This window comes from Sphingobacterium prati (assembly GCF_013167215.1).
Lineage (GTDB): Bacteria > Bacteroidota > Bacteroidia > Sphingobacteriales > Sphingobacteriaceae > Sphingobacterium > Sphingobacterium prati.
The window spans coordinates 17,201-37,451 of record NZ_JABJWY010000012.1 but is presented as its reverse complement, the minus strand read 5'-3'; the positions used below and the strand labels follow the sequence as shown (position 1 = coordinate 37,451).

General features: G+C 40.4%; 20 protein-coding genes and 1 tRNA gene. 12 read left to right on the top strand and 9 right to left on the bottom strand.

Going from position 1 to position 20,251, the window contains the following annotated elements; all coding sequences use genetic code 11:
• Positions 1-169 precede the first annotated feature (169 nt).
• The 4 genes from HPC41_RS02925 (at position 170) to HPC41_RS02910 (ending at position 2,790) form a co-directional block, all read left to right on the top strand.
• Positions 170-787 carry a fibronectin type III domain-containing protein gene (locus HPC41_RS02925; protein ID WP_172392497.1) on the top strand — a complete coding sequence of 206 codons (618 nt, stop codon included), beginning with the start codon at positions 170-172 and terminating at the stop codon, positions 785-787.
• A gap of 196 nt (positions 788-983) precedes the next feature.
• A complete protein-coding gene (locus HPC41_RS02920; protein ID WP_172392496.1) occupies positions 984-1,703 on the top strand; it encodes a hypothetical protein in 720 nt (239 codons plus the stop codon).
• Positions 1,704-1,930: 227 nt separating this feature from the next.
• A tRNA-Lys gene (locus tag HPC41_RS02915) sits at positions 1,931-2,003 on the top strand.
• A gap of 322 nt (positions 2,004-2,325) precedes the next feature.
• The gene (locus tag HPC41_RS02910; protein ID WP_172392495.1) at positions 2,326-2,790 is read left to right on the top strand and encodes a response regulator; all 465 of its coding nucleotides are present in this window, start codon (positions 2,326-2,328) and stop codon (positions 2,788-2,790) included.
• 26 nt (positions 2,791-2,816) lie between these two features.
• On the opposite strand, the gene HPC41_RS02905 is transcribed toward HPC41_RS02910, so the two are convergent.
• The 5 genes from HPC41_RS02905 to HPC41_RS02885 all read right to left on the bottom strand — a co-directional run bounded on the left by HPC41_RS02905 (position 2,817) and on the right by HPC41_RS02885 (position 9,211).
• Entirely contained in the window at positions 2,817-3,902 is a 1,086-nt protein-coding gene (locus HPC41_RS02905; RefSeq protein ID WP_172392494.1) for a hybrid sensor histidine kinase/response regulator, read from the bottom strand.
• A gap of 80 nt (positions 3,903-3,982) precedes the next feature.
• Complete coding sequence (locus tag HPC41_RS02900) at positions 3,983-6,133, bottom strand: sensor histidine kinase (protein WP_172392493.1); 2,151 nt, start codon at positions 6,131-6,133, stop codon at positions 3,983-3,985.
• A gap of 10 nt (positions 6,134-6,143) precedes the next feature.
• Positions 6,144-6,908 carry a methyltransferase domain-containing protein gene (locus HPC41_RS02895; RefSeq protein ID WP_172392492.1) on the bottom strand — a complete coding sequence of 255 codons (765 nt, stop codon included), beginning with the start codon at positions 6,906-6,908 and terminating at the stop codon, positions 6,144-6,146.
• Complete coding sequence (locus tag HPC41_RS02890) at positions 6,908-7,717, bottom strand: hypothetical protein (protein WP_172392491.1); 810 nt, start codon at positions 7,715-7,717, stop codon at positions 6,908-6,910. Before HPC41_RS02890 ends, HPC41_RS02895 begins: the two co-directional genes overlap by 1 nt.
• Positions 7,718-7,876: 159 nt before the next feature.
• A complete protein-coding gene (locus HPC41_RS02885) occupies positions 7,877-9,211 on the bottom strand; it encodes a metal-dependent hydrolase family protein (RefSeq protein ID WP_172392490.1) in 1,335 nt (444 codons plus the stop codon).
• A 211-nt stretch (positions 9,212-9,422) separates the two neighbouring features.
• Between HPC41_RS02885 and HPC41_RS02880 the strand changes: the two genes are divergently transcribed.
• From HPC41_RS02880 to HPC41_RS02860, 5 genes are all read left to right on the top strand, one after another.
• A complete protein-coding gene (locus tag HPC41_RS02880) occupies positions 9,423-10,289 on the top strand; it encodes a LytTR family DNA-binding domain-containing protein (RefSeq protein ID WP_172392489.1) in 867 nt (288 codons plus the stop codon).
• A gap of 101 nt (positions 10,290-10,390) precedes the next feature.
• Positions 10,391-11,173, top strand: coding sequence for a CPBP family intramembrane glutamic endopeptidase (locus HPC41_RS02875; protein WP_172392488.1), 783 nt, complete (start codon positions 10,391-10,393; stop codon positions 11,171-11,173).
• Between the two features lie 146 nt (positions 11,174-11,319).
• Positions 11,320-12,450, top strand: coding sequence for an SH3 domain-containing protein (locus HPC41_RS02870; protein ID WP_172392487.1), 1,131 nt, complete (start codon positions 11,320-11,322; stop codon positions 12,448-12,450).
• 142 nt (positions 12,451-12,592) lie between these two features.
• Positions 12,593-13,069 (top strand): hypothetical protein, encoded by a 477-nt coding sequence (locus HPC41_RS02865; protein ID WP_246250322.1) that lies wholly within the window; start codon positions 12,593-12,595, stop codon positions 13,067-13,069.
• Positions 13,070-13,078: 9 nt separating this feature from the next.
• Complete coding sequence (locus HPC41_RS02860) at positions 13,079-13,543, top strand: hypothetical protein (protein WP_172392486.1); 465 nt, start codon at positions 13,079-13,081, stop codon at positions 13,541-13,543.
• 93 nt (positions 13,544-13,636) lie between these two features.
• Here HPC41_RS02860 and HPC41_RS02855 read toward each other — a convergent pair whose 3' ends face one another.
• The 4 genes from HPC41_RS02855 to HPC41_RS02840 form a co-directional block, all read right to left on the bottom strand.
• Entirely contained in the window at positions 13,637-14,386 is a 750-nt protein-coding gene (locus tag HPC41_RS02855) for a LytR/AlgR family response regulator transcription factor (RefSeq protein ID WP_172392485.1), read from the bottom strand.
• Positions 14,387-14,577: 191 nt separating this feature from the next.
• A complete protein-coding gene (locus tag HPC41_RS25675; protein ID WP_172392484.1) occupies positions 14,578-15,645 on the bottom strand; it encodes a sensor histidine kinase in 1,068 nt (355 codons plus the stop codon).
• 7 nt (positions 15,646-15,652) lie between these two features.
• Complete coding sequence (locus tag HPC41_RS02845; RefSeq protein ID WP_172392483.1) at positions 15,653-16,267, bottom strand: tetratricopeptide repeat protein; 615 nt, start codon at positions 16,265-16,267, stop codon at positions 15,653-15,655.
• 200 nt (positions 16,268-16,467) lie between these two features.
• Complete coding sequence (locus tag HPC41_RS02840) at positions 16,468-17,295, bottom strand: carboxypeptidase-like regulatory domain-containing protein (RefSeq protein WP_172392482.1); 828 nt, start codon at positions 17,293-17,295, stop codon at positions 16,468-16,470.
• Positions 17,296-17,467: 172 nt separating this feature from the next.
• On the opposite strand from HPC41_RS02840, the gene HPC41_RS02835 reads away from it, so the two are divergent.
• The 3 genes from HPC41_RS02835 (at position 17,468) to HPC41_RS02825 (ending at position 20,235) form a co-directional block, all read left to right on the top strand.
• Positions 17,468-18,445 carry a D-2-hydroxyacid dehydrogenase family protein gene (locus HPC41_RS02835; RefSeq protein ID WP_172392481.1) on the top strand — a complete coding sequence of 326 codons (978 nt, stop codon included), beginning with the start codon at positions 17,468-17,470 and terminating at the stop codon, positions 18,443-18,445.
• Between the two features lie 211 nt (positions 18,446-18,656).
• A complete protein-coding gene (locus HPC41_RS02830; protein WP_172392480.1) occupies positions 18,657-19,703 on the top strand; it encodes a PLP-dependent aminotransferase family protein in 1,047 nt (348 codons plus the stop codon).
• A gap of 247 nt (positions 19,704-19,950) precedes the next feature.
• Entirely contained in the window at positions 19,951-20,235 is a 285-nt protein-coding gene (locus tag HPC41_RS02825) for an HU family DNA-binding protein (protein WP_028071165.1), read from the top strand.
• Positions 20,236-20,251 lie beyond the last annotated feature (16 nt).

Below are 20,251 nucleotides of genomic sequence, written 5' to 3'. Positions count from 1 at the left end.
ATTCAGAAATGCATATTTTTCTCCTTTTTTGCGATATAGGGGATCAAATTGAGCCAAAATTATCGATGATGGAGGCTATTTTTGGCTCAATTTGACCCCCTATTTGGGAGGTGCCCATGCTATATTTGTTTTGTTGATCAACGAGTTATAAATTTTAAAAACAGTAATTATGGCAAAAACGACATTACAAACAGGAACAAGCAACGGAGAGGCACAATATGTGAAATTCGTTGAAAACATAGTTGTTAAATTGACGGATAATGCGGCGTCTTTTCCGGATATGGATCCGACTTTGGCTGACTTACAGCAGGCATTGACGGCATTTAAGAAAGCACAAGCGGATGCAGCCTATAGAGATAAGCGGTTAGTGGTGATCAAAAATCAAACACTAGCCTCTCTTAAGACGGTGGTCTATCACTTATCGCTATATATAGAGCGTAAAGCGAATGGTGATCCGGCAATTATCTTGTCTGCGGGTTTCAATCCGTCGAAGACCTTCACCCTTAAAGGAGAAGCTGCGCCCAAGCCGAAAAACTTTTCGGTAGCCGTGAGCGCCAATTTATCGGGGGTGGCTGACCTTAGGGTAAACAACTGGCGAGCGGTATTGGTCTATCAGTTTGAATACCGCAAGAAAAATGCTGAAGAATGGAAACGAGTGATGAGTTCCAAATCGAGGATTACGATCACGGGTTTGGATCCAGTTCAAGAGTACGAGTTTCGGGTAGCGTATATTGGCAGAAATCCACTGCTCACGTATAGCGACATTGTGAGTTCGTACGTATTCTAATTGGAACAATGTAATTCCTTTTATTTAAGCAGCCTGCGGGCACGCTGCAAGCAAGTTAATAGATTGTTTTTATTAGGAAGTATAAATATATTGTATTTAAGAAGCAATTTATCTAAGTTTGGCTATCCCTGCACGACGGAATATCGTGCTCTCCTGAGGAGGGGATAGCCAACTTTTAGCATGAAAAACCATGAGCATGAAGACTATTGTCCGGGAACATCCCCTAAAAGATATTATTTTGGAGTTTGATGAATCCAAAACACAACCTGACTTTGAAAAAGAAGCCCTGGCGACCTACTACGAAGCACATGACGAAGTTTATGCGCTGAAGCAAAGACTGGATTTATTAGCGGAAGGATTGGCGGATGCTGATGCCGAAGTTGCGAATTTATATATGGAGGCGCTGGCGTTGGAGCAGAGCTTGGAGATTATAGAAGATTTTTTGGGACTTTCTGCTGGTGATTCCATCCCTGATATAGAAGGAGAGATTACGATAGATGTCGCGGAGTTATTTGAAGATATCCGCAAACATCATGATGTCTTTCAGGAGCTGTACTTACAGATAGACGATCTAACAAACAAATACAACTTTGAGATGGACTTAATGGACCCGGATGACGAGTTTCAGGAAAATTGGCCTATCCATAGTCGGTATTTCACGGTTTTTGATAAAGTTTTCCCCCGTTATGAGGAGCTATCGGTCGACATTGTTTCGATAGATGATGATCAGGAGACTTTTCGCGGAGTATATGGGGAGCTCCTGGATATCTACAATGCTAATCTCGCACTTGCGGAATGGGTATTTGCGAATTATAAAAATTTATTTGATCTCGTGGAACCGATGTATGAGCGGACTTCTGTGGCGATTGAGGCGATGAATAAAAAAATGCGGGACGAGTTGGGTGATGATTATTAATGCGCTGTAGTTGTTCTCGCACTATTCCTCCAATAAATTCTATCTATTTAAATTATCTTTGTGTATATGTAATTTTGTTAGAGTCGTGTAACGATGGAACCAATAGATAGGCTATTTCTATTTGCTAAAAATAACTAAAAATCTCGCTGGAATGTCATAAAACTCAAAAAAATACGGCTTAATGCTTGACTTTTTCTGTGGGGAACCTTACATTTGAATCATCGAATGACTTCGTAGCTCAGTTGGTAGAGCAACAGACTCTTAATCTGTGGGTCCTGAGTTCGAGCCTCAGCGGGGTCACTTTCAAAAAGCCGTTTTACGTAAGTAGAATGGCTTTTTACATTCCTAGATGCTGTTTAATCCGTTTATATCATGCTGAATCTTCTAAATGGGATTGTTTTCCTCCGTTATATAGAGGAGGTATATTTTTGTGACCCGAAGGTATCTTGGGATGATAAAGGAAAGATTGAATGCATTTAAACAAAGGGAACTTCCCAAATATTGATTTTAATCTTGGCTTTCAGGACTGAGTGTTATCATACCATATAAATTACCAAATCATAAAAACGATACTTAATTCAGTAAATTTATTCCGTAAATTTGTAGTGGAGACAATAAGTTTATGGAAAACAAGAAGATTTCAATTTTGTATGTTGATGATGAGGAGAATAATTTGTTTTCCTTCAAAGCGACATTTCGATTAAAATATAAGGTGTTTACAGCCATCAGTGGCGCCGAAGCAATTGAACTTGTTAAAAATAATCCGATTGATATTATTATCACAGACCAACGGATGCCTGAAATGACAGGTGTGGAGTTTTTGGAGAAAATAATAGAAATTAATGCCGCTCCAATGCGTATACTTTTAACTGGATATACTGATATGGCTGCGGTTGTCGATGCCGTTAATAAGGGAAAGATATTTCATTACCTCAACAAGCCTTGGAGCGAAGAAGAGCTCGACGAGACGATTCAGCGCGCTTATGAGGTGTACATGGAAAGGCAAAAGATAATCGAAACGAATGCAAAACTCGAATCATCCAATGATCAGTTGGAGTTTATGCTACGTCAAAAGTTGCTTTCCTAAAAACAAAGATTTTTGGGAAAGCGATCTCATTTGCTCGGTATATTAACCGTAAATGTTGTACCTGTCCCTAATGGAGACTTAACATCGATCGTTCCCTGCAATTTCAGCAGTGCGTTTTGCACATTATATAAGCCAAAACCCATACCCTTGGCCTGATCACTACCTCTAAAAAACAGTTTGAAAATATCATTGATGTGTTGGGGAGAAATACCGATACCATTATCACTCACCACAATCTTCGCCTTTTTGTCCGATACGTCAACAGATAAGCTGACGAAAGGATCTGTTTGGCTTTTTTGCTGATATTTGAAAGCATTAGATAGTAAATTGTGTAAAATCAATTCGAGGATCGCCTTGTCGCATTTGAATGGTTCTTTCTGCTCGACACGGATATTAAAGGTTACATCCTTGTTTTGCGTATACATTTTATAGAACTGTCTTACGTTGCCGAAAAGTTCATCAAAATTAATTTCAGCGAGCATGAGCTCCCCTCGGCGCAAGAGATAGTAGTCCCGCAAACTATCAATATAGGCATCCAGACTGACCAATGAACTATCCATTAGAGCAAGCAGTTCATGAATGCGGTCTATATCGTCAAATTCTAACCCTAGTTTCACCGCAGAGAGTACTCCTGTTAAAGGATCACGTAAATCATGACTCACACTATAGGCAAATTTATCCAGCTCATCGTAGGCTTTCTGTAGTTCTTGGTTCTTTGTCTCTAATAAAGTGTTTGTGACATAAAATTTATTTGCTTCTTCGATCGCTGAAATAATCTCTTCCCTCATCCATGGTTTGCGGACAAACCGAAAGATATGGCCCTTGTTGATTGCATCAATAACGGTATCCATGTCGGCATAAGCAGTCAATAAAATACGGATGGGCTTTGGAAAATCATTTTTGATACGGTGCAGAAAGTCTATTCCGAGTTCTTCGGGCATACGCTGATCACAAAAAATCACACGGATATCCGAATTGGAGCGAAGTATTTTCTCGGCTTCAGCTGTATTCGATGCGGTATGAATGACATAGTCGTATCTAAAATTCGCTTTAAAACCAATCAAGTTATTTGCTTCATCATCAATATATAATATTTCAAGCTCCGTCTGCATAATTTTTATAATCTGGTTTATTTACCAAAAATGAACGAAATTAGTAATAATTTATCGAACTCATTGGGTTTCCTTTTGCATCAATTCTTTTGTTGTATGGGGATGTGTAGCGTAAAAGCTGTTCCCGCCCCTATTTCTGATTCTACAATAATCTTACCATGGTGCTTGGTAATGGTATTATAGGCGATAGACATCCCCAGCCCTGTTCCCTCGCCGACCTCTTTTGTCGTGAAAAAGGGTTCAAAAATTCGTTCCTGAATGTTTTTTGGAATACCGACACCATTGTCTGCTATTTTGACATAAATACTGGATTGCTCCTCGATAATTCCGGTTTCTATCCATAGTTTACCCCCTCCACTAGCACCGAATTTTTTATTGATGGCGTAAATGGCATTTGTTATAATATTCAGAAATACTTGGTTCAATTTTCCCGCATGACATTCTACCATCGGTAGTTGTCCGTATTTTTTTTCTACTTCGATTGTGCTACTAATCAAACTGTTAAGTATTACCAACGTAGATGCTATACCTTCGTTGATATTTGCGTACTTTAACGTGTCCTCATCGACACGTGAAAAGATACGTAAACTTTTTACAATTTCAGCAGTGCGGTGGGCACCATCATGCATTCCTTTCAATAGAAAATCTATCTCGGTCTTTAGATAATCAAGATCTAGTTCATCCTTGAATTTTTTAATCCGTGACTGTTTCTCCTCATCGGAAAGTTGCGGTGTAAAAGCAATGCGTTCGATTTCGTCCAGCGTATCCAAGATCATTCCGATATCTCGTTTCAGCGGGGCTACATTGGAGCTGACGAAGTTAATTGGATTATTGATCTCGTGTGCTACCCCCGCTGTCAATTGTCCCAAAGAGGCCATTTTTTCGGATTCAACCAGTTGTGACTGTGCTTCCTTCAGATGTGTCAACGTCATTTGTAATGAGGCATTGGATTCTTCGAGTTCATGCGTCCTTTCATTGACTTTTTGCTCCAACACCACATTTTGCTCACGGATGAGCCGCTCATTTTCTAATGAAATAGCTAATTCTCGTAATCGGGATGCTTCCTTTTCTTGCTTGAGTATATTGATGCCATAAGCCAAACCAAAGGAAAGTAATGCCATTTCGATGACTGAGGCAATTTGCACAGCATTGCTTGTAAAGTTGTTGTAGTTTAATATACCATAGTCTTTTAACAAAAATACAACGGATCCCAAGAGTAAGATAGTCCAGCCATAGACAAAGTACTTCGCGGGTCTGTATCCACCTATCATAACACGGAAAGATAGGTAGAGCACGAACAACGAACCGGCACCAGTGACTCCTTGCATTACAAAAAATGCGGGTTGTGCCAGATTGCTTAAAGCTAGGATGATACCGATGGAAAATAATACGATAAAAATAATGATTATCCGTCTTGATCGGGGGGCATTCTTTTGCAATTGGAGAAATGAATCCGCAAAGAGCAGGGCACAGAGACCGGATAAACAACCAAAAATAATTGGTCCTTTAGTGGCAAAATAAGGCCAGGCGGGCCATAAATATTGGAAACTATATCCTTTGATGCCCATTTGGGTAATTCCCGCACAGAGGACATACAACACATAGTAAAGGTAGCCTCTTTCCCGTACGGAGAAAAACAGAAAGAGATTATATATGGCCATAATAAATACAATGCCGATATATATCCCGCTTATAAGGCTATCGTTATTCATTGTCCGTACAAATAACCGCTTACTGCTCAGGTAGATCGGTAATATGATCTGTTCGGTACTTTTAATATGCAGAAAAAATACCCGCTCTGACTGCCTGGGTAGATGGATGTCAAATACATAATTCGGGACTTTGTATTTTCGTATAGAAAAATTTTGGTGTTCCCCCAATTTGATGGATTGATAAGAGCCATTTTCGGAAAGGCTATATAATTCAACCTCATCCAATAACGGATATGCGATTTCCAGTAGAAAGTCTAAATCTTGGTCGCTGCTATTTTTTATAGGAAGACGAAGCCATATGGCATCGGCTGAGGTCCCTAGGTTGGGGACTTCATTATCTAGCGTTTGAAAGTCCGATGAAGACAAAATTGCGGAAAATGCGGGATTTCCGACTCCTGTATAGCGCTCCAGTTGATGACCAATCAGTTGCCGTTGCCCGGAATGGTCCACAGTGAGCTGTGCTCGCGACGGCAGGCAAGCAATGATAAATAGACAGATTAGGAGAAACCAGGACTTCATTGTTAAGACGCTACTTTTTTGCTTGAGCGATGACTAAATTCATTGATACTAAGAAACAGCCTGCTTCATCCAATTGATTTAGGGTTTGATGAAAATCATCAAATTCTGATTGGCTTAATTTACCTTTTTCGATCATTTCCATAAGGATTTTGTCCAAAAATAAATAGCGGTTGGCTTCTTCTTTTGACCGTGTCACCATACATAACGTTTGCAGTTGAACCTGCTGGAATCCATTTGCAAGCAGGTCTGCTGTCAACTTGTTGCCCGCCCAGCCGTTGTAGACTTTCTCTTCTGTCAGATATTGACAGATCTTGGTCTCTATGGTCACATGCTGCGTGTAAAAAGTCAGGCTATTCCAGATTGTTTCAACGATTACCAAAGGCTGTCCTTTACCTAATATGCGATATACTTCACGAAACATACGCTGCGGATCCGTCAAATGCTGGACAAGACGTTCCATCCGAACACCGGAAACAGCTTCATTTTCGAAATCAAGTTGATATACCTCACCCTGTACAAAATTGACATTATTGATTTCGCCATTACCTGATTTCGCATGATTGATCAGTGCGGCATCATGGTCAACACCAATCACTTGTACATCCTTTCCTAACATTTTCGCCAGGTTAACAGCGTCCATTCCGGTACCACAGCCCAAATCAGCAACGAGCCCCTCTTTGATCATACTAAAGGGAGAATAAGACTGTATTTTTAATTGCTTGAGAAAGTCTCCGGTATCCTGTAAATAACCGGCATCATAGTGTTTATTGTCCATTACAAAATATTTAGATTACGATGATCTGCTTTCAGATCTGCTGATGTATGTTTCAAGTTTTTTATGACCTCGTTGAGATCCCAACGATCCAGATTGGGAATGTCTATTTGATAGTGGATTTCAATTTCTTTATTTCGCAATTTTTCTATTCGGACAATATTGGAGTTGGTTCGTAATGAAAAAATGGCTTCTTTGTTTTCTTGGTCAGCTTCGGTCAATGTATCCAAATTCCTCATGATCATCACTGTTGCCAACAGATCTAATTTGGGATAGTAGAAAGTTCCGTTGTTACCGACACTCGTATCAATTCGGTAACCGACACTCTCGGCAAGCTTTACGGTATATGGAGCGCATAATGCAAACAGAGATTTGATCCCGATCTGTGTACTGATAGCTGCTCCGGCTCTGGTGAGGAAAATACTGCCGATTCCATAGCCTGCGATCTCACGGGAGTTCCATAACCCGCAGCCTTCCCCAGTGCCATGTAGTGCATGATTGTATACCAAATCGTAGATACGGGCATCCATAGTCCCTGTAGCCTGTTCTATAGGTAATGGTTCGCTCCCCCCGGAAACATGTATCCGAACACCACCGTATACCTTTTCGCTATCAAGAGATTCTACAATAAGTACGAATGATGCCGGATTATACATCCAGTCATTTTTGGACGAAGTAACTTTTTTTACGCCTATTGCTGTCAAAACATGGGCGTGCCCTTCTATAAAACGTTCACAGGTCTTAGGATCGTCGATAGCGCGAAATGCTCTTAGTCTAACTACTGGACGTCCTTCATTGAATAATAATGCCACCGAAATGCTTTAATTTACCGTTGAAACACAAAACTAATCAATAAAAAGCAAAGCTGTTTAAAGCTTTAATAAATAAAATACCTTTATGATCTGCCTTTTACAAAAAATATATTTTCAATGCCATTTGTATTAAATAGCGTTATACGGTAACTTGGTTTATCAACGTTTTTGCAAGCTATTTTTATAGATCTGTCCGTCTTTAATAATTAGTAAAAAGTTTTTGGCAGGATCTGTAAGCAGTTTTAGATCTGTGAGCGGATCACCATCAACTAAAAGTAAGTCTGCCAGGGCACCCGCTTCGATCACGCCAAGTTTGCCTGGATATGGACTTCGTAAACCCGCAAGCTGTAACAAATCCGCATTGTCCTGTGTAACCATTTTGATGATTTCGGCATTCGTAAACCATTTTTGAAGACGAAGGATAAATGAATTCTGTAGCTCGTTCAGGTCGGGTTCAAAGAGGAAATCGGTACCCCAAGCGAGCCTTACACCATGTTTCTTAGCCAGAGGCCATACTTTTTCCTGTCCTTCAATAACGGGCCTGCGTTTTATTCTCCTTTGAGGGTCCATATCGGGGGTATCTTCCACTAGATTTTGTAAACTGAGCCAGATACTTTTCTCTGCAAGAAGCTTAAGCGTTTCCTCATCCAATAGTTGACCATGTTCGACACATTTTACCCCTGCTTCGACAGCTCTGCGAACAGCCCTAGAGGTATATGCGTGAACTGTAACATAGGTGCCCCAGTCTTCCGCAGCTTCCACCGCTGCCTTCATTTCATCTAGGGTATATTGCGTCACATCTACAGGGTCATATGCTGAAGAAGTGCCCCCGCCGGCCATCAGTTTGATCTGACTGGCACCGAATCGGAGATTTTCCCTGACCGCAGTAAGTACCTCATCACGTCCGTCGGCTATAAATGTAGCTCCATATCGTTCAGCCCTTGAAACAATACCAAAGAATCGGCGCGATTTTTCTTCAGGTGTCCTAAAATCACCATGCCCCGCAGTTTGGCTTATTGTAGCCCCAGAAGGCCAGATTCTAGGCCCTATTAATTTACCTTTGTCAATAGCTGTCTTCAGCGGAAATATCGGTCCACCGACATCACGCACACTCGTAAATCCCCGCATGAGCATTTTCTGAGCAGATTGGCCAACTTTGTTAATCAGAAATTCCTCAGAAAGATCGTTTGTCATCATCTGTGGCATCGTAAGCGCGCCGAATACTAAATGCACATGGACATCGATCAATCCCGGCATTAATGTTTTGCCTTTTGCATCTATCTTCACAATTTCTGCTCCCGTAGTTATAATAGGCTTAGCACTAATGCTTCGAATTGTATTGCCTTCGATCAGGACCTGCTTGAGGTCGGTAAGGCTTTGGCTGTTATAATCTAAAAGTTTAACATTTTCCAAAAGAATCTGTTTCTGCTGTGCTTTTGGAGTCTGAATACTGCAAGCACAGAAAAAGAAGGTAATTACATGATGTAAACGCATAGTTATTAAAATATGACGTGTTTATATAATATGACTAGAGCTATTAAAGCCTAAAAAGATCGTATTTAATGAAAACTATTCTCTAAGTTAAATATAAATGAATATTCTTGTTATTACACAACTATACTTTTCTATAGTTAGCCGCTGAAACTCTCTTCGCGACTGAAAAAGTACTATACCAGGACAAATTTTAGTAAATTTATCGCTGATTATGATCAATTCAATGTTATGGCTTAGGTACGGACAACAAGTGATGCCGGGAGTATTTACCTTCCGCAACTCGCTGCGCCATGCTTTTTTGCTTGGCGTATCCTGCTATCTTTTTTTAATTATTTTTCAGCCATTTGGTACTTACAATTTTGAGAGTTCCGGTAAATATTTCTTGTTAGCCGGTTATGGCGTTATCTTTGCCTTTTCATATCTACTGGCTTCTATTTTATTGTCCAATGAGAAAAAATGGACGGTAAGAACAGAGCTCTCGCGTATGCTGCTGGTGTACCTATCAGCTACAATATTTAATTTTTTATACAATAGTTGTATTGTGAGTCAGGTGCCCTTGAAATGGATCAACGTATTGTATATGGGGGGTTATACCATATCGCTTTATGTACCCATTGGGCTGATCTATTTTTTAACGCTCATAAAAACAAATTGGAAGAAACCGAATATTCCTGTTCCAAATGCGGCCGCTCCGCCGCAATTAAGCGTAACGGGTCAGCGTGCTTTTGTTGTTGATAAAAGCTCTATTGTCTGTGTTGCTAACGGAAGTCAGCTTTTATGTTTTGGCCGCCAGGATTTTATATTTGCCAAGTCCATGGATAATTACTGCGAAGCTTATTTTTATGAAGACAAAATCGTTAAAAAGGAGATTATACGCATTACATTGGGAAAGCTGGCGGAGCAATTAATGGACGCAGATATTCACCGCTGCCACAGATCTTATCTGGTTAACTTCGATAAAATCCTGACCAAAGAGGGCAATGCAAAAGGCTTTTTACTACGTTTCGCTGATACGGAAGAATATGCACTGGTGTCACGTTCGATGCTCCCAGTTGTAAAATCCTATTTATTGAGTTGATCCGGTTCAGTAGCAACCTGTGCTATTCGTCCCTTTGCAGGGCTATTCACCACATATTTTTGCCAACGGTGAAGTGGTCATGTAGTTTTGTCCCAAAAAATATGAATCGCACAAATTTCAACCTACTTGTTCTGTTTCTCTTTTTCGGGATTTATTTTGGATTGGACCAGTTCTTTTTTGCGGCTGTTCAGTCCAAGATGACTGACCTTCTTCATAACAGGGCTTTGAGTCACATGATAACCTATATGCTGAGTTTGGCACCTTTGCTTATAGGAGCACTTTTACTTCGTTCAACAGATCAGGATAAATTGCTGTCCAAATTTGGGCTAAACGGGTCTCTCATATTGGGAGTCGCCGTCGGTGGGCTGGCGACAGTTCCGATGTTTGTCGGTTATGCTTTTAGGTTTTCCCTGATGAGGCAGCCTGACCTCAATTCCTTGCTAATTAATACTGTATCTGCGGGGTTGTTTGAAGAACTTATCTTTAGGGCTTATTTTTTTGGCCTTGTTTACCGCTATACACGTTTAGGGTTTATACCTGCTATTCTTGCCACATCATTGGTCTTTGCTCTACTGCATCTATATCAAAGTCAGGACCCGATGGAGTTGGCACTTATTTTCACAACGACATTTTTAGGCTCCGTATTGTTTGCCTGGCTATATACCGAATGGAAATTTAATCTTTGGGTTCCGATAGCCTTACATATATTGATGAACCTTGCTTGGATGCTATTCAATGTAGATGATAATGCGACGGGAAACTTGGATGCTAACAGTTTCCGCTTTTTGACGATTGTCTTGGTTATCGTAATGACAGTAATGAGGGCAAATAAGTGTCGCAATAGTTTGCGGGTAAATCGAAAGACGTTTTGGTGGAAACCTTAAAATAAATAACAAAAGCTTATAATTTATCGCTGTCTATACCCTGTATCGGTGAATTTGGCTTATTCACGTTTTGGCATTTATAGCAATAGGAGAACCCCTGAATACCAGTATTTTTTTTCGGTATAGGAATCGTTATCTTCACTTACATGAAAAGACTACTATTTTTATCCTCGTGTATGCTTGTCGGAAGCATTATTTCTTTCGGAATGTCAAGTTGTGGTGACGGTGCAAAAAAGACGGCGAACCTGAAGAGCGATTCGATTAAAATGGATGCGACAGCGACCAAGGATACCGCAATAGTTGAGAAATTTCCACCGATGCCAATCAACTATGACCAGACAAAAGTCTTGAAAAACCTCTATGTGATTGACCGGTCAGGTGTTGAGCTACGCCAGGGCGCGAACGAAAATGCGCCAGCACTAGGAAGGTATCCTTTCGGTACAAAGCTGGATGTCATCGGTGAAGAGGGTGAATGGATTGCTGTGATGGACCGCATTCAGCGGGATTATAAAGGTGCGAATGGCGAAGCCAATGACATAACACAATGGGAAAAAGGATATGTAGCGAAATCTAAATTGGGCAAACAGGACAAAATTACAATATCACCCAAGGATTTAAATATTATTGTCTCACAAACGGTGAACGGGAAGGAAAGCTATTACGAAAAAGGATATCCTTTGGATCAGTACCTTTTTTTGGAATTAATAGATGAGGAAACTTTTTTGGCCGCTCGAAATACGGCACAAGACTATCTGATCAAAGACACACTGTCGTATACTAAAAACGGAAAGATTTTGGAGCTGCCGCTAGTAAATGGAAAAAAATTGACATTCACAGACAAGGATATAGACAATGAATTTGAATCTAGCTATTCGTATATGGGACATTACGATTTCCTGAATGCCTTTGCCGTTGAGGGGAATTATTGGGAAAGCGCTGATGTACGCCTATTTGATCGGCAGGATGGTCATCTTATCGTGGAATGTGGTGATTATCCTTTCTTTTCTGTAGACAGGAAATACCTGATGACTTTGCATGCTGATCCGTACGAATCGACGGGAGATCTACAGCTCTTCCACGTGAAACAAGGCAAAGTGAGTCCGATGCTTTCAGTAAGTTTTAAAGAATGGATGCCGACCTGGAAGGAGGAACTGATGTTCTGGGGCAAAGATGGGTACATCTATACTGCGGCCAATCACGTGAATGGTTATTGGGGCGATGAAGGACGGTTGAGTGAAAGGTCTCAGTTTATCAGAATTAAGTTGCTTAAGCCTTAAAATAGTATCAAACAGCTCTTCTCATCGGTTTAATTTGCGTATATCAGACTAAGGTGACGCTGTTTTTCTGTTTTAAGTAAAACTATTCCGGGCGGCGCCTGTTGTATTCATAAAATATGATTATAGTTTGTAATTTAGCTGGATGAAACTAAAAACACTATCGTTATTTATCGTACTATGTTGTTCATTCTTTCTAGTAAACGCACAGAAAAAAGCTTGGGAGGAACATAATAGATGGATCTGGGGACCTTCGGTGGGATACCAGTATCAGAATGGTAATTTTCTAAAAGTTTCGGGTTGGGGCCTATTTGCACCCAACGACTTTCAGTACATGAAAATAGATGCCGGTGCTAATTTTAGCTGGATGGAAAACAAAACAACCGTAATTCCCGAACTGGGGTTTACTTATTATCTGAATGATTTTGTCCTGTTCCCGTTTGTCAAGGCTGAATTGACGCCTTATACCATCACGCCTAAGGTCGGAGCAAGTTTATTCTCTATTGTGGACTTGGGTGTAGGTTATGGATTCGATTACAACACGAAGAAGAATTTCAAGCCAATAGATGGTTTTACAGTATCTGTAGGGGTGAATATACCTTTGAATTATCATCTTTATTAATCAGGAATTATGCAAAATAGAAGTATACTTTGGATTGGCTGTATGATTATTCTGCTTGCTTTTGGAAAAAAGGTAATGGCGCAGGATCATCTGATCGGTCCAACCCTCAGTTACCAGTTTCAAAAGGGAAGTATCATTAAAACGGGAGCGTATTTTGCAGTTCCATTCTTGGGCGATAACATTCTGCGGGCAGATGCTACTGCCAACTTCACCTGGACTCAAAAGAAATTTGCGGTCATTCCAGAAGGGGCCATCACATATTATCCGCAAACCTATGTACTGACTCCGTTTTTGCGTACGGAAATAACGCCTTATACCTTTACCCCCAAATTGGGCGTCAGTCTGGCGACACTTCTGGATATTGATTTTGGATATGGTTTTTCCATTAAAGACAAAAAGGATTACCGGCCAATGAAGGGGTTTGCCGTATCGCTAAGATTCAGTATTCCGTTGAACTACAGACTCAATATGTAGCTAGCCACCAGGTGCTTGCTCGATGAGTGCTGTCTGGATGCATGTGTGTGATTTAATAGCTTTACGAACAGTAAATTGTGCACTCAATTCTAGTTATTTATCTAGCCAATTTTTGAAAGCAGCGACTTTCTCCCTCGAAACGATCAGCTCGTCAGATTCATAATGCTTGAGGTATATTTTTAATCTCGCATTGGAGTGCACGGCGATGTTTTTGATGGCATCAAAATGCACGATAGCACTTCGGTTGATCCTGAAGAAATCTTTGGGCGATAATTGTGGGGTTAAGGCATCCAGTGTTTGGTCGAACAGATAATTCCCATTTTCATTGGTATATAAATAGGTGCCTTTGTTTTCGCTGTAAATGCACTCGATCTGTCGGGTGGTCACAACCATGAGGTTTTGGCCGATCCTGATGGTAAAACGCTCCTTAAATGCTTGGGTGGTATTTTTAAATAATGCCTCAAAAGTTGCTGGATCAAGTGGAGAGACTGGACGCCTAAACTGCAGAAACTTTTCAATCGCGTTTTCCAGTTCTTCATCTTCAATCGGCTTTAACAGGTAATCAACACTATTTTGTTTAAATGCTCGTAACATATATTCATCATACGCTGTCGTGAAAATGATGGCCGAACTAGGTTTTATCTGTTCGAGGATCTCAAACGATACGCCATCGGCAAGTTGAATGTCCATAAAAAGTAGATCAGGTTCGTCATTTGACCTAAACCATTCAATTGATTCTTCTACGGTTTGCAGTGTTGCTGACACGGTGTAACCGAGCCGTTCCAATTTTCTTCGGAGCAATCTCGCGGAGGGAAGTTCGTCTTCTATAATTAATATTTTCATTGCATATTTTCGTTCTCATTGATCGTCTGATCCTTGAGTGGTTTATTTATTTCGGATTCGGATCCTACCTGCTGCTTATAACATTTAATTGCTACTGGTATTTTCTTTGTTTTATTTAATGGTCTCTTGAACAGGATTGATCCTTGTCGTAAAATGCTATTGGCATTGACTTGTTTTAAATGAACTGGTTTTCATGCTGCTGTTTCGGCAATAATCGGTAGTCCAACAGAAAATGTATCATCGCTTTCCTGGATGTAAACTGGTCGATCGGACAGTAATGCATAACGCTCCTGGATATTTTTCAAACCGATGCCAGCGTTGCTGTTGAGCACTTTCTTTTTTTGTAGATTGTTCTCAACATATAAATAATCGTTTTTACGATAAATCTTCAACATTAAGGGGGTCTTTAAAGAAATTATGTTATGCTTAACTACATTCTCGATGAGTAATTGGAGAGAAAGCGGTAAAATACAACCACTGCTCTCGTCTTCGTGAATATGTAGATCAATCTGGATACTCGCTTCAAACCGTAGGCTCAGAAGATTCAAATAGGCTTTTGAAAAGGTCAACTCTTCCTGTAAGCTAATAAGACTCTTGTCTTTATGTTCCAGTACATAGCGATATATCCTTGATAGGTCTGTTGTAAACAGGCTTGCCTTTTTGGTATCCTCTTCAATCAGCCCATTCAGCACGTTTAAACTGTTGAACAGAAAGTGTGGATCCAATTGGTTTTTTAAAGATTCGAATTGGGCTGTTATCTGTTGTTTTTCCTGCTCCGATTCTTTAATTTGATAGTCTTTGAACCTTTTATAAAAATAGAATCCAAAAAACAGCATTGAAATAAACCATGAGATAATCGCAATTTGGAAGTAGTAAACAATACGTTCTTGATGAATGAAATGGTAAAAACGGTGGTTGAAGTTTTGAGAACCACCCAAATTAAACAGGCCGGAAAAAAAAGCATTAACAATAAAAACGACCAGTATGGTCAAGAGAAAACTGACACTATAAAATACAATCATCTTTTTCCCAAAATCTTTACTGTTTGGATACTTGTTCGCCACCCATTTTGATAAATAACCATGACTCAAAAAAAGAAAAAAACCATACGATAAGCCTCTAGCCATATTAGGATGCAAGATGATGGATAACCAAGGGATATCTTTATGATCGAGCTTGGCCACAAATCCAAAATAGAAGCAGATAACCATACTTGCTAATATGGCCTGAATGATGGCTTTAAATGGTAATTTCTTCACAGCAATATTATTTGCACACTTTCAGTATTTGTTCTGCCCGGTCTTTACCCCATGAGGGAGAAAATGGAACGGTCACTTTTTCTTCATTGAATAAAGATACTGCTTTCTTCACATCCTCACATTCTTTACTGCTGTCCTGATTGAAATATTTTTTGGCGTTCATTTGGAATTCGGCTAATCCTAACACCGCACGGGGATTATTAGGCGTTATTGCTAGCGCTTTTTTGTATAAACTGATAATAACTGGCGATAGCTCTTTGGCTTTTGTCATTGGATCCGTTACCATTAATGCTGTTGTGTTCATTGCTTTCAATACCAGCCATTCTGAATTATTTTCCTGTAAACCGTTGTTCAGGATGGTTTCGGCAGATTGTATATATCTCATCTGCGCTTCCTTGTCCTTTTCCCTGAAAGCGGCTGCCGTTAGGATCATGGCCTGATAATAAGCCGGAATCCAATTGTCCTTTTCGGCTTGGCTAATTCGTTCCAGTAGTGCGGACGCTTTCTGTATCTCCCCTGATCGCCATAAGCTCATGGCTTGCCCCATGCTTTTTTCATAATTGCTTTGCGCAAATGTAGTGCTGCTTATGAGACAGATAATGACGGTAATAATTGATTTCATGATCTTTCGTTTTGTAGTTAACATTTTTGATTCTTCGATAGCTGGTTCATATCTTTTTGAACTCCAGTGAAATTGCCGATAGTTGCTTGCAAATGGGAATAATTTTGGATGAAACGGCATATTTTGATGATGAATTGTTGATTGTTATAGATTGTCAAGTTGATTGTCGTTCTCATTTTTGCTTATTGTCCAGAAATAGCCTAAAAAAACAAAACGTTTAGCTGTCGGTACAATTGCTCTACGCTCATAAGTGCCCTGTGTATTCGGCTAAGTGAGTTTTTTCCCCATTGTAATGTATGCCCTAGACCTAATCCTAGAGAGGATAAAGAGAGCTCTGTTTTCGGCTGTTCAATGGTATTTTCTTTACTAAGGGCTAAAATGCTGGATAAGGCATTACCAAATTCGGCAGAATAACCGCCTGTGGAAAAATTCACTCCTTTAAAAAGCATTGGTGAGAATCGACCCCTAACAGGAACTTCATTTGGGGTTGCGGTATAGGGTTGTGCGACTCGTATTCCGTTGATATAGGTCTGTGTCTCGGATGCATCTCCGCCGTGAACCATAAGGCGTCCGTTTTCTCCCGCAACTTGTGCCCCCGGTAATGTTGCCAGGGCACTGATGATATTGCCCATACTTCCCGCCGTGGTGACAATATCCAAAGGGCTCATCACCGAGTTTCTACCAGAGCTGTTGGCTTGAAGGACTCCTGCCTGAATACTGACCTCCTGCAATCGATTCTCACTGTCCTGCAATTGAATAACCAAAAGTTCCTTATGTGGTAATACGATGAGTTTGCTGTACAATGGCCGGGTTAGGACAGAAGCTTTTATTGTTTTCGGTCCCTTCTCATTGGTTTCAAAAGTAAAATTTCCGAGCGAGTCTGTTGTGCTCCCGTCGTAGGTGCCTTCAATATAAACATTAACTAAATAGATAGGTTTACTATTTTTCTCTACTACCCTGCCTTTGAGAATAGACTGAGCGAAAACGGTGGTGATACCTAAAAATAGTAAGGTTAATAGCAGCTTCATTTTATTGACTTTTATCCAAAAATGAAATGGAGCAATTGATTCTACGAAAAAGAGTGGATGAAATGTCAAAATATCATGACGAAATGTAGTATTCCGATTTTATGCTGTAAATTAATACTTAAAATGAAAACCGGTCGCCATAAACGATCGATGTAAATTAAGTCACAGAAAGATGCGAATTACCATTTTAGATGACTATCAAGACGCTGTCCGACAGTTGGATTGTTTCAAAATACTTGATGGTCATGATGTTCAGATATTGAATCAATCCTATACAGATCCCCGTGAATTGGCGGAAAAGCTTAAAAACACGGAAGCGTTGGTACTGATTAGGGAACGAACGAAAATCTCTGCCGAGCTGCTCAGTAAGCTGCCAAACCTCCGACTTATCAGCCAAACCGGAAAAATTTCTAATCATCTTGACCTGACGACCTGTAATGCTTATCAGGTTGCTGTCGCAGAAAGTGCGGGATCCCCAACCGCTCCCGCCGAACTGACCTGGCTATTAATTATGAATGCTTTGCGGAAACTGCCGCAAGCAATTTCAGCAATGCAAACAGGGCAATGGCAAATGAATATCGGGCAGTCAGTGGCAGGAAAAACAGTGGGGATATGGGGCTACGGTAAAATAGGCCGGCTGATCGCCCAATATGCCAAAGCCTTTGGTGCGGAAGTGATCGTATGGGGCAGCGAATGTTCACGGGAAGAGGCGGTGAAGGATGGATTCTTAGCCGCATCCAATAAATCAGATTTTTTCCATTTTGCCGATGTAGTAACCTTGCACCTGCGATTGGTGCCACAAACTCGAGGTATCGTAAAACTGGAAGACCTAAGTTCAATGAAATCTTCGGCGCTATTCGTGAATACTTCGCGTGCGGAGTTGGTTGAACAAGGGGCGTTGCTGGACGCGTTGAAAACGGGAACTCCAGGCGCCGCTGCTCTGGACGTCTATGAGTCCGAACCGATCACGGATCCTAATTATCCATTGTTGCAAATGCCCAATGTCATCTGCTCTCCCCATTTAGGCTATGTGGAAGTAGCTGGCTATGAACAGCTGTTTAGGTTGGCATTTGAAAATATTGTTAATTTCGCACAAGGAACACCACAGCATATCGCTAATCCGGAAGTACTTACAGCTTACCCCAGATAGGCCGGTCAGAGCATTAAGGACCTTTCTGGGGCACTAATCGACTCTTCGTTCATTGGCAAATGAAGGAGGTAAAAGGCACCTGCAATGCTACTCTTTGGTCATAAGCGGAGCTGAGGAGTAGGGACGAATATTTCTGTTACAATTTGATGGGCCAATCCAAATACGTATTATTGATTATAATCTCTGCATGCAGCAGGGCTCCATGGTTAAAATGATAAATTTCACAAAACTTAATCAGCCTACCGGGCGGTCCATATATCTGGATGAAAAGGAATACCTCTTTTTTGGAGGGACCTCCTACCTGGGGCTGGCAACGGATAAAGCATATGCCGAACTCTTTATTGAGGGAGTAAGACGGTATGGTGTTAATAACGGGACTTCGCGCAATAATAATGTTCAGCAGGCTATATTTGATCAAGCTGAACAATATGCGGCTATGCGGTTTGGTTTTGGCGCCGGATTATTGCTGTCAAGTGGCTATTTGGCGACGCAATTTGTTGTCAAAATGTTATCAAAGGAGGGTGAGCTGCTTTACGCTCCCTCCTGCCATCCCTCTTTATGGCTTGACGTAAATCCTGCTGTAACGGGCGATTTTAGCACTTGGAGTTTAAGTACAGTGGACTATATCAATCAATCCAGAGCGACCTCTTTTGTTGTCGTGAGTAATAGCTTGGATAATATGACACCTGAACGATATGACTTCTCGGTTTTTAAGAACGTTTCGGCAACGAAGAAAGTTACCTTAATCCTGGATGATTCTCACGGTATTGGTATACTGCGTGAAAATGACATTTCGGTCGCTGACTGTGGTTTTCTAGGGGTAAATATAGAATTGATTGTTGTTGCTTCCTTGGCAAAGGGGCTAGGCACAGATGCGGGACTGATCTTGGCCAGTGCGAAACGGATTGAACAGTTTAAAAAATCAAATTTTTATACGGGAGCCTCTCCCAGTTCCCCCGCGAGCCTCTTTGCTTTTTTAAATGCTGAACACATCTATCGTAAACAATTTGAAAAATTGCAGGCGAACATTCGCTATTTCGGATCACTTTCGGACGGATATTTAAATAGTATTGACAATTTTCCAGTCTTTTCTTCCAATGATACCAGCCTATATGCAAGGCTGATGGAAGCCGGTATACTGGTCTCGAGTTTCCCCTATCCACTCCCTACAGACCCATTATTGAATAGGATTGTAGTCAATGCACATCATACATCCGAAGATTTGGACCGTATTAGTCATGCAATTGGCATATCTTGAATTTTCTATGACATCCAATGAATCAACTTGTTGTAAATTAGGAAATTGTTTTTATTTTTGAGATTTATTTCAGCATTTGTTGGATGTGAAATCGCGTTAATTGATTGTAAATGTTTGGCTTTTGGAAGGTTATTTATCAAAAAAGTGTTTAAATAATTTCCATTCCTCATTTTAAAACAATACTTTTGCATCCCCAAACATTAGTTGGCTTAAGGGTTGAAAAATAAATAATTACAGTAAAATAGATATGACTAAAGCAGAAATTATTGCAGAAATCTCTAACAAAACTGGCTTAGAGAAGGTAGATGTTCAAGAGACCGTAGAGGCGTTCTTCAAAGTTGTCAAAAACGCAATGATCGGAGGAGAAAATGTATATGTAAGAGGTTTTGGTAGCTTCGTAGTCAAAAAAAGAGCTGAGAAGACTGCAAGAAACATTTCAAAAAATACAGCAATCATTATTCCAGAGCATTTTGTCCCTAGCTTCAAGCCAGCTAAGATTTTCGTTGAGAAAGTAAAAAATGGCAATAAATAATCTTAAAACAGATTAA

Excerpts from the sequence above, each read along its gene's own strand:
- HPC41_RS02860 (WP_172392486.1), top strand. The coding sequence starts at position 13,079 with ATGCAAAATAGAAGTATACTTTGGATTGGCTGTATGATTATTCTGCTT.
- HPC41_RS02865 (WP_246250322.1), top strand. The coding sequence starts at position 12,593 with ATGAAACTAAAAACACTATCGTTATTTATCGTACTATGTTGTTCATTC.
- HPC41_RS02830 (WP_172392480.1), top strand. The coding sequence starts at position 18,657 with ATGATAAATTTCACAAAACTTAATCAGCCTACCGGGCGGTCCATATAT.
- HPC41_RS02925 (WP_172392497.1), top strand. The coding sequence starts at position 170 with ATGGCAAAAACGACATTACAAACAGGAACAAGCAACGGAGAGGCACAA.
- HPC41_RS02920 (WP_172392496.1), top strand. The coding sequence starts at position 984 with ATGAAGACTATTGTCCGGGAACATCCCCTAAAAGATATTATTTTGGAG.
- HPC41_RS02885 (WP_172392490.1), bottom strand. The coding sequence starts at position 9,211 with ATGCGTTTACATCATGTAATTACCTTCTTTTTCTGTGCTTGCAGTATT.
- HPC41_RS02870 (WP_172392487.1), top strand. The coding sequence starts at position 11,320 with ATGAAAAGACTACTATTTTTATCCTCGTGTATGCTTGTCGGAAGCATT.
- HPC41_RS02840 (WP_172392482.1), bottom strand. The coding sequence starts at position 17,295 with ATGAAGCTGCTATTAACCTTACTATTTTTAGGTATCACCACCGTTTTC.
- HPC41_RS02875 (WP_172392488.1), top strand. The coding sequence starts at position 10,391 with ATGAATCGCACAAATTTCAACCTACTTGTTCTGTTTCTCTTTTTCGGG.
- HPC41_RS02855 (WP_172392485.1), bottom strand. The coding sequence starts at position 14,386 with ATGAAAATATTAATTATAGAAGACGAACTTCCCTCCGCGAGATTGCTC.
- HPC41_RS02845 (WP_172392483.1), bottom strand. The coding sequence starts at position 16,267 with ATGAAATCAATTATTACCGTCATTATCTGTCTCATAAGCAGCACTACA.
- HPC41_RS02905 (WP_172392494.1), bottom strand. The coding sequence starts at position 3,902 with ATGCAGACGGAGCTTGAAATATTATATATTGATGATGAAGCAAATAAC.
- HPC41_RS02835 (WP_172392481.1), top strand. The coding sequence starts at position 17,468 with ATGCGAATTACCATTTTAGATGACTATCAAGACGCTGTCCGACAGTTG.
- HPC41_RS02825 (WP_028071165.1), top strand. The coding sequence starts at position 19,951 with ATGACTAAAGCAGAAATTATTGCAGAAATCTCTAACAAAACTGGCTTA.
- HPC41_RS02910 (WP_172392495.1), top strand. The coding sequence starts at position 2,326 with ATGGAAAACAAGAAGATTTCAATTTTGTATGTTGATGATGAGGAGAAT.
- HPC41_RS02895 (WP_172392492.1), bottom strand. The coding sequence starts at position 6,908 with ATGGACAATAAACACTATGATGCCGGTTATTTACAGGATACCGGAGAC.
- HPC41_RS02900 (WP_172392493.1), bottom strand. The coding sequence starts at position 6,133 with ATGAAGTCCTGGTTTCTCCTAATCTGTCTATTTATCATTGCTTGCCTG.
- HPC41_RS02880 (WP_172392489.1), top strand. The coding sequence starts at position 9,423 with ATGATCAATTCAATGTTATGGCTTAGGTACGGACAACAAGTGATGCCG.